The organism is Oceanospirillum beijerinckii DSM 7166 (genome assembly GCF_000422425.1).
In the GTDB taxonomy this organism is placed as follows: Bacteria; Pseudomonadota; Gammaproteobacteria; order Pseudomonadales; family Halomonadaceae; genus Oceanospirillum; species Oceanospirillum beijerinckii.
This window is the reverse complement of the sequence record NZ_AULT01000079.1, coordinates 1-9,646: the sequence shown is the minus strand read 5'-3', so window position 1 is coordinate 9,646 and position 9,646 is coordinate 1. Positions and strand designations below refer to the sequence as shown.

Here is a 9,646-nt window from a genome sequence, read left to right as displayed (position 1 = left end):
AATCCCCCTGCCGGGTTATCCGGTGCATCTCTGCCTTAATGGCGTCCATCGCTTTTTCTTTTGAGTCGTACCGATCCGGCAGCCGTTTACGGGGCGTACTGCCGACCTCTTCTTTTATTTCCTCTGCTTTTTCATGGTCGTACCAATGTGCAGTGCAGCCATTGAACTGGCGTTTTTCCGGCCCGGATACCGTGCCTGTAACGTACCCAGGATAAGCCGGTATATTCTCTTGAGGATGCTGGATATTAACGGGTTCCAGCACCCTGCCAGTCATGGTCTTTACCTGTCCACGGGGCGCAAAAACCAGTAGTGAATCCACCGGCTTACACACCGCATCATGCAGATCCGCCAGCCGGTGCAGAAACTTCAGATCCGTTTCTTCCGTTTGATCCATATGATCGATAGGCAGACCACCCAGGCTACCGTGGATTCTCGGACTAAAGCCGTGCTTGCCAGCAATCGCCCCCACAATCCCTCCGATAGTGGTATTCATCCAGCTTTTTGACTGCGCCCGTTTTAACTCGGTCGGGTCTTTTGCATCAAAGCGCGCTGCTGTACCGGTCATGGTCAGGGTGTTTGGATACAGGGACTGGCTGACCCGCTGCAGCTTGAACCGCCCCAGGTCAACCACAGCCCCCTCCTTATACCCCATTCTGCAACCAATAGTCTGGCCTGTTTCCGGCCAGGCTCCAATATCCCCAGCCGCAATGGTAATGGTGATACTGTCAGACTCCATGCCTGCCGCATCAACCACCGTGCAACTCATCAACCGAGGGTTAACAATACCGGCCACGGCCCCGGTGATCTCACACACTGGGGTTAAATCCCTGATCTCTGACATATCAATCCCACACCATGATACGCGTCACCTCTGGTTCTTCTGGCAACTGAGGCAATCGCAAGATAACGCCGCTATTAAATATCGGCCCCTGTTCTGCCGCGTGCTCATTGAGTCGCCAGAAGGCATCTGTAATTCCTTCATCATTGCGGCCTAATTCCCGCCAGAGCAAACTATCAACCGTGTCACCATGTACGGTTCTGACTGTTTTACCCGTCATGCGTGATACTCCTGCAGCTCAACCTGAAACGTTGTTTTAATAGCGACACCATCATCAAGCAGGCGCGTTCCGGTTTCGGTGACTCGAACCACCATCCATAACCCCAGCACAGTACCGTCCCCTTTAACCACGATCTGCGGCTCTTGATTAATAAAGCCCCGTAGCCGATCCAGAGTACTACCTCCGCTATTTCCCAGGATCTGCCCATTAATACTGATGGTCTGCAGCGGCTTGCCGGTACGTTGAGTCGCGGGGTACTGACCCGCGCGATCAATCGTAGCCAGGCCTGATTCAGCGGTGCGCGTAATTGTTTCGTAATCCGTGTCTTGATAGACACTGAAAATAAAGTCGCTAATCGCTAACATCTGTCTCACGACATAATCTCCATACTGTCATCAATGCGACCGCCCAGCGTCGGGCTGAGTGCAGGCATCAGATGCGTATTAAACAACGCCTTTATCTTCTGAACGGCCAGCTCAGCAACCTGTTCAGCATTGGCACCGGGCGGCGCATTAATGGTGATCTGAGGACTGAACTGAATATTTTGCTGACCTGAACCCGCCACACTCACCTCACGGCTGGATTGATCGATCTCGCTATTGATCTGTTGCAGGGCACTGCCTGTTATCACCGATCCGGCCTGTTCATCGGCTTCAGCCAGTTGCTGTTTCAGGGGAGTATCCCGCAGCTCTGTTTTAAGAGCGGTTTTCAGCTCGGTGTTAAGGTGGCTGACAGTATTTGTCTGTGTGCTTTCTGCAGATGATTCAGCCGTGCTTGATGACGACTGATCTGCTATTAAGGTCTGATTTGTGGCGTTATGGGTTTCATTCTTAGAATCTGAACGGAACCATTCCATCACTTTAGTGGCGGCCCAACTACCGGCATCACCACCAAACCAGCCACCCAGACCGGCACCAATGGCCGCACCGATGCCTGTACCAATGACCGGCACGATAGAACCAATGGCCGCACCGGCAGCCGCTCCACCAGCGGCACCTCCCCAGCCTCCAGCCATATCACCAACCGCTGCAGCGGCTTCCATCTCATCACCGGAAGCGACAGCCGATACCAGATTGCCGGACTGAATCACGGTGTCTAAAGGACGAATCACCTTACCGGCCATCCCCAACAGATCACCGGCTGAACCAGACAGCGCCCCAAGTATATCCGTGGCCATACCGGTAAAATCACCGGCGGCATCCAGCGTATCCGCCACCGCTTCCGGCGCGACCAGCATAGCGGCCGCACCGGCACCTAAACCGGCCAGCGGTTTAAGCCAGTCCACCGCCCGACGGAAGACACTGGTGTGCTCGCTTTCGGATTCTGTATGACGGTCTGACTCTATGCTGTTACTGGATTCAGTGCTGTTACTGGATTCATTACGGGTTTTTGTCGCCTCTGCAGAGGAATAAGCATGACGACTTTCGGTATGGAATTGCGAGGTTCGATCAGATGACAAGTGCGATTCAGTCGCCCGGTGACGCTCCGATGTATGCTGTCTATCAGAACGAGAGGTCGAACGCTGATCAGCACCACGACCACCGGCAAAGCTGTTCATCGATGCCGGGCCAGCCAGCCCTCCAGCCAATTGCTCCAGGGCCAGATGCCCCAGATCTTTAGCAGCGGCCCAGCCTTTAACGGCTAATCCGGCCAGTCTGCCTCGTTTTCGACGGGGCTTGCGGGTATCTTTTCGCTCTCCTGAATCATCGTATTGACCCGGTTTTTTATCCGGTTCAGTATCCTTTTGTCCGCGCCGATCCGGGTCAGAGTCTCTATGGCCACGGCTATCATGACCATCACGACTATCACGCCCATCAGGCAGATCACGTTCCGTGGCACCGCCTCGCTTACGGTCTGAATCCCTCTGCCCATCACTGCCACCCGGATCAATACTGGCGGTACGGCCTAACGCCCGGTTAAAGCGTTCCAGCGCCCGAGTGGCCAGACTGGCTTTGTCTGCCGTTTCATCTGTGGCATCAGCCAGCTTCGATTCTTTTTCAGCGGTTTTAAGGGCTGACTGTGCCCGCCACTGTTCCACTTTGGCCGATGCCAACTGCCAGCCGAACATAACCGTTTTATAACCGACATAAGCAGCAGCCAGCCCGGTAACACCCGTGGTCACCAAACCACCGGCTTCGGCCACATCCGCCAGACCACCAGCAACCCAAGCCACACCATCGGCTACGGGAGCCACCACCGGCAGAATGGAATCACCCAGCACAATACCCAGCCGATCCAGCGCCCGCCAGGCGGAACCCAGCCGGTGCTCAGAGACACTGGCCCGGTTTTCGTATTCCTCTAACGCTGAGTTTTCGTATTCACTCTTTTCTGAAGTCAGCTCAAAGGCTTGCTGCAGCAACTGCTGATTTTTCAGCAGCGGCATAATTCCGCCTTTGGACTCTTCACCAAAGATCTGGCTGATCAGGGCAGACTGTTTTTCTACCGGCGCATCAGCCAGAGCAGCGAATACCTCTTTGACTGTACCGACCGCATCGGTCTGCATATCAAAGGCCAGCGCCCCGGAGTCTAACCCCAGATCAGCCAATGCCGTTTTCTGACTACTGGTGGCCGCTTCGCCTTTGGTTAAAGCCCCAAGTAAGTTTTTCAGAGTGGTGGCTGCGACTTCCTCAGACGCACCACCGGCCAGCAGAGCACCGGCTAAACTGGCAGTCTGGGTTTCGGTCATGCCGGATGCCGTAGCCACAGCGCCCTGACGCTTCAGCACCCCGGAAATATCCCGCGCCTTAGCGTTCATGTTGTTAGAGACATGATTCACCGCATCGGCCAGCTGTTCTGCCTGTTGCTGATTCAGGCCCATACCGGCCCGCCAGGCGGCCATGGTTTCACCGGCTTCAGCCGCTTCCATATCAAAAGCCACACCCATACGGGCAGCGGCCCCGGTAAACCCGGCCAGATCCTCTTTCTTAATACCAGACTGACCGGCAGCCGAGGCAATCTGAGTCAACTGCTCAGGCGGGATATTCACCTCCACCGCTAAACGCTGCAGGTGGCTCTGAAAGGCTTTATCCTCACCCTCGTTAAAATCCACCACCTTAGTGACATCGGCCATCGCCGCTTCCATCGTCACCGCACGGGCCACAGGAATAACCGCCGTCGCCAGCATGGCCGCAGTCCCGGCAGCATCCGACTGGGCATCGGCCATACGGGTATCTGCCGCCGCCATTCTGGAGCGAGCCGCAGACAGGGTTTTAAGCCGGTCTTTCTGCGTCGCCAACGCCTGATTACTGGCGTCAACCTCCCGCTCTAACCGGGCCTGTTCTCGGGCTAAATTGCCGGTATCGATGCCAGCGTCCTGCAACTCATCCTCTAACCGATTGAGTGACTGACGCTGTTTATCAATACTGTTTTTAAAATCATCGGACTTCTGACTGGCCTCATCAAAAGCAGCACCCAATCTTTTAACATTGGCCCGCTCTGACTCCAGCTGATCCCCCAGGGCATCGGCCTGCTTACGAACCAGTGCATACTCTTCTGACAGTTCAGCGGCATTGTACGCCCCACCTTCCATCTCATCCGACAGACGTTTCAGCTTACGGGTCAGCTTCGACTTTTCCAGAGCCAGGCTTTTCACCTTGCCTTCGGCCAGCTCTTTCTCTGTCGCCAGCCCCTTTAACGCCTGCCGGTTCTTACGAAAATCCGACAGGGTTGCCGCCAGATTTTTACGCAGGCCCGCATACTCGGCCAGACTCTTCTGAGTGGCATTCAGCTTTTTAGCCTCCTGCCGTTGTTCACGCAGAACATCAGTCAGACTCTTTGCATCCGCTGCCGCCCCCTTAATCGCCGGAGACATTTTATTTACGCCAACCAGCATCAGGTTGTATCTAGTTGCACTCATACTTTTCTCCGGGCATAAAAAAACCCGCCAGATGGCGGGTCTTCAAAAATAATAAAACGACTATAACACACCTAACTCAGCATGATAGTTAATCAATGTGGAATAACGGAACTCTGGGCTATTCAAAATATTCCGATCCTTCCGGGCCATCGCTTTAATGTATTTCTGAACATACTTTTCAAACTTCTGAGTAACAAAGTGCTCTTTTTCCATCAGACGGGTGTGCTCAGCGGAAGGGGTTTTAAACAGTTCAGCAGAGATATATTTTTCGTCGGTAATCAGCAAGGCTTTTGAAAAATCCAGCCCTTTTCCTTTTACCCCGTTCTGGCTCCCCCTGACCGTGATATAAGCAGCAGAATGGCGGATATTTGAACGCAAGGGAATAGCAAATGTCAGGTCATTAATACTGATAATAACCACCCCGTAACCACGGGTTTTTCCAACCTCCCAGCTACCTTCCCGGTTATCCAGAGCTTCCTTCAGATGAGTATGATCCAGATAAAATGACGCATCCAGCTTTTTTAACTGCATCCCTTTTAGCCTCCTGAAACGAAAAAGCCCCCATAAACAGGGGGCTTTCGGCAGTTATTCATTCTGTTTGGCGCTTTCAGTGTTTAACGTGGGGTACGCCTGCCACCACAGCTTTCTGTCTGGTAATTTCAGTGTTTAACGTGGGGCTTACCTACCACCACAACTGCACCTATAATCATAAGGCAATACACCCCACCCGTCTACCCCGCCAGCGCATAAAGCAAACCCGCCAGCGCATAAAGCAAACCCGCCAGCGCATAAAGCAAACCCGCCACCAGGCGGGTTTTATGTTTACCCACTCACCGAATCAACGCTGAACGCGGGGCGGCAATTTTCGCTTCCTGATAAATAGACGACAGGCGATTGCGGTAACTCTCATACCAGTACAATACCGAATTTAATTCCAGTGATAACTGATCAGCAATGCCTGGCTCTAACCGGACGGTCTGGCCTTCATGCTCTTTAAGCCATTTCACCGCCCACAACAGATCCAGATTCCAGCCACAATCATGCAACTGCTCAGCGGCTAAACGGCCATGCCTGCGATCAAACTCAGAAGGCATCCGCTTAGGGGAAAACGCCGTAACCTCCAACGGCATAGCCACCTGCTGTGGCTCAGCAGGCAAATAATCCCCCTCCAGCACATAACTACCCACAAACTGCCGGGCGCTATCCAACTGATCCGCAGGAATATCCGCAGCCACATCCACCCCATACGCCTTACGCACCTGCGCCCAGAGTCTCGACTTAGCCGATGCCCGTTGCTTGCCTTTAAGGTGAGAGATCTTGCCATCCACCAGACTGGATAAACGCTTCATCCCCTCCGATCCGATGACTTGGTCGGGTTGCGGCTCACTGGTTACCTGATCATAAGTGTGGATGACTTTCAGGTAGAATTCTGGGCTGATCCACATCGCATAGGAGTAAACCAGCTCTTTGCATACCCAAGTACCTTGATTAGTACCGCCACGCTTGATGTTGATAGCGTTATGCAGATCTGCATATCGGTTAATTTCAGCAATTAACTCTTGGGTTTGTTGAAGTCGTAGATATTGAGCAGGTAGATGGCGTTTTTCTCCGCCTGCAGCGTTATGCAGATCATTCAGGGAGAATAACCCGTCTAACATACGAATCTTGTTTGAGAAGATTGAGAGATGTGCGGCCATGATAGCCTCCTGTTGTTTTTCGAAGATTTCGCCCCATTTCGACGTGGGTGCCGGGAGGTTCGAAACGGTCAACAGTCACCGCGAGCTTATTTCCCCGAAGGGTATTCTATTCACTGCCCTCCCGACCGAACTGGCGTATTACGGACGCAACTCGGGCAGGGATTTTGCCAAATTTCAGGCACAAAAAAACCAACGCTTACGGGGTTGGGCAATCCGACTGTTGAAAAAGAGGTTTCGACGCCTCAGCCCTAAGGGTAGGGCTGAGAGGGGGCGGGTGTCAACTGGCTTATTCAGAAAAAAGTTTGACTAATTCGGTGTGTTCTTTCTTATCGAAGTATTGTTCAAGGAGCGTTAGTCCCTCTTCATGTATAGCCCATGGCACTCCAATTTCTTTCAGTTTTTTATAATCTTTTACAATCATCATAAAACGGAAGAAAGAAAATATATTAACATCGTTATCCCTTCTTTCCTTCAACATCTTTACCATTCTCGCATCTATAAACTGATCCAAATCTTTAATATAGACCACACCAAAAGCTTTCAGCTCACTAATAACATCTGATATCAGCCTATCAAAACTCCCATGATTATATTTCTTAACATTAATATTTTGATTTGAGACTAGGTCATCAAAAAACCTTACTATAGATATGGAGTTAATTTCTTCCTGAAGAACAGATTCATTATCCTCGCTATTTATTCTCTCACTATAGCTATCAATCTCTTTCGAAATCTCATCGAAACCTTTATCGGCAACCTCTAGTAATCCTGCATACAAGTATAGTTTTCTTTCTATATCCTTGGGCAACTCTTTAGAGAATTTATAACTCCTATCATGAGCAAGCTCAGCCCATGCATGCTGTAGCACAGTGCGAACTTGGATCTCAAAACTCAATCCCCCTAACGCCTTGTATTCGGGTAACTCTTTTCTACTTCCACCTAAAGAACATACATAATGGACTGAGCGATATCCTATTTTATCCTTAGACAAAGAGTCATCTTTATTAGATGAATTATTCTTGTCGACAGAAAATGCGGCTTCAACAATTTCACATACCTTTTTAACATCTGACTCAAAAAAAAGAATAGCTCTTATGCCAGATAGATCGGTCATCTGCCGTGTAGGGTCGGTATATGATTTCCTTTCAAATTTTTCAACTGCACTATTAAACTCTTTAGCACGACCAGATATTGAAAGATATTGGACATCATTGTCATTCAAAAGGCTTTTCAATATAGTACTGACAGACTCAGTTAGACTACTATAACGTGGTAAGTTTTCAGACAGCCATACCTTAAACTCATTCTTATCCATAATTAGCCATAGATCCTAAATTTAAATATTCAAACAAACTGTTTGCAGCAATGCGGAGCAATGCGGGACATCCACATTTATCTATCTGAAAGATAACAGGTTTTCTCTCAAATACCACCTAGAGATATCCCTAGCCTAGAGATCAGAAGAGTATCTCAGAGGGAAAACACAGACTTTACACATCTGACCTGAGTACCCTGGACGGGTACTCAGATCTTATAACAATGTGAATTATTCAGATGTGTATCTTATGCCAACTTAATATTTAGACAGTAGGCTCTTCACCAGTTATCAGATATTGAAGGAACTCCATCTGAGTCACTTCCTTTTGATCCGCAAACTGCCAGTTATCGTCATATCGCCGGTAAACTACAGAGCCTTGATACATCTCGTTGTTTTCTTTATCCCACCCCATTGGTATGGCAGAAAACACCTGCAATGTGTATTGAGTATCTGTTTTTTTAGGGGTAAGTACATCATTCGCCTTAAAGGCTATGATAGGTCCTTGAGTCCAAGCCCAATAGGTAACCTTTTTCTTACCTCCCTTGCCATCATCAATAGTTTTTTTTCTAGATAAGAACTTCAAATCCAGTGCACTACGAAAGCCAAAAGGTACTATATATGCCCAATGCGAATTATTTAAATCGCCTTTCTTTTGTGCTGCGTCTTCTGCCCCTACCATCGTAATCTTTGGAACAACCAACTCCTGAGAACGCCGCGGCTTTGGTTTCCACATCGATTTTAACAGATCAACTTCCTTCATTTTGACCTCTCATAATCTTGGCCAAACTTTTCTTGGAAGCACTGAGCGCTGACTTTATTTCTTTAGCTTTATCCTCTAACCCACGAAAGTGGAGCAAGGCTTGCTCCAGCTCAGTTCCTTTTAACCACTCCTGAACAATCGCAACTTGGTCAGAGTTACCACTAACAACCGCCTTAGCATCACCACCCAGTATGGCAAAACGATGCTTACAGTACTGACCATTTTCACCTGCTGGACAAGTACAAAACGCTGTTAAAACCTTTTCAGACAGCCGAGCAAACGAAACACGATAGGGATCAGCAGCTGATCCTTGAACCTCAAACTGAACTTCCTGCATACATAACATCCTTGGTAACTTGAGCATATGTACAAGTTACCAAAAATATGCATATAGCAACCCTAGGGAAAACCCTAGTCCGTCTCAATTTGAGCTTAACCTGCTCCCGCAATTTGCTGGCACTGGCAATGCGGGACATCCACATATTTTATTTCAAAACAACCTTCACTCTATACGGGACACCCACCTTTATCCATCTGAAAATAAAGTATTTTCACACCCTAACCACCCTAGGGATACCCCTAGTTTTTTTACAGGCATCCCCAGAAACAAGAAGGCCCACACTTGACGGACTAAGCTTCAAGGAGCAAAGAGGCCAGAGATATGGGCGCGATTGCTATATAAGTTATCATGTATTCCCACGCGTCCAAGTCCCCACCGACCCCAAAAATTAAATGCGATAGTCATAGCGGCCGTCTCCTTTGTTTAAGCTGCTTGATTAACTGGTAGTAACGCCTTAATGCGGTGTCGGCAGGCCAGTTTGCGATCTGTTCATCACTGGCTGGGGTGTTGAGTACGATTAGGTCGGTGAGGACTTCGATATCTTCCGGGCTGAGAAGTGATCCCCGGTTTTTGACAAAAAATCACTCACCTTTAGCTGTAGGCTTTTGCCATCCGGT

At 49.6% G+C, this 9,646-nt stretch carries 9 protein-coding genes; all 9 read right to left on the bottom strand.

The window, feature by feature from the left end:
* Nucleotides 1-841: contractile injection system protein, VgrG/Pvc8 family (locus tag H579_RS0118100; protein ID WP_028301843.1), on the bottom strand; the 841-nt coding region annotated here is incomplete at its 3' end.
* A 1-nt stretch (nucleotide 842) separates the two neighbouring features.
* Nucleotides 843-1,058: a tail protein X gene (locus H579_RS0118095; protein ID WP_028301842.1), complete on the bottom strand. Its 216-nt coding sequence runs from the start codon at nucleotides 1,056-1,058 to the stop codon at nucleotides 843-845.
* Nucleotides 1,055-1,423, bottom strand: coding sequence for a phage tail protein (locus tag H579_RS0118090; protein WP_245583304.1), 369 nt, complete (start codon nucleotides 1,421-1,423; stop codon nucleotides 1,055-1,057). Before H579_RS0118090 ends, H579_RS0118095 begins: the two co-directional genes overlap by 4 nt.
* 5 nt (nucleotides 1,424-1,428) lie before the next feature.
* Entirely contained in the window at nucleotides 1,429-4,914 is a 3,486-nt protein-coding gene (locus tag H579_RS28110) for a phage tail tape measure protein (protein ID WP_028301840.1), read from the bottom strand.
* 60 nt (nucleotides 4,915-4,974) lie between these two features.
* Nucleotides 4,975-5,445, bottom strand: coding sequence for a type III toxin-antitoxin system TenpIN family toxin (tenpIN, locus tag H579_RS0118080; protein WP_028301839.1), 471 nt, complete (start codon nucleotides 5,443-5,445; stop codon nucleotides 4,975-4,977).
* Nucleotides 5,446-5,744: 299 nt separating this feature from the next.
* A complete protein-coding gene (locus tag H579_RS28105; RefSeq protein ID WP_051227863.1) occupies nucleotides 5,745-6,611 on the bottom strand; it encodes a KilA-N domain-containing protein in 867 nt (288 codons plus the stop codon).
* A gap of 286 nt (nucleotides 6,612-6,897) precedes the next feature.
* Entirely contained in the window at nucleotides 6,898-7,926 is a 1,029-nt protein-coding gene (locus H579_RS26395; RefSeq protein WP_036566683.1) for a GTP pyrophosphokinase, read from the bottom strand.
* A gap of 265 nt (nucleotides 7,927-8,191) precedes the next feature.
* On the bottom strand, nucleotides 8,192-8,689 hold the full coding sequence (locus tag H579_RS26390; protein WP_051227861.1) for a hypothetical protein: 498 nt from the start codon (nucleotides 8,687-8,689) through the stop codon (nucleotides 8,192-8,194).
* Nucleotides 8,676-9,026: an SWIM zinc finger family protein gene (locus H579_RS0118055; RefSeq protein WP_028301838.1), complete on the bottom strand. Its 351-nt coding sequence runs from the start codon at nucleotides 9,024-9,026 to the stop codon at nucleotides 8,676-8,678. Before H579_RS0118055 ends, H579_RS26390 begins: the two co-directional genes overlap by 14 nt.
* Between the last annotated feature and the right edge of the window lie 620 nt (nucleotides 9,027-9,646).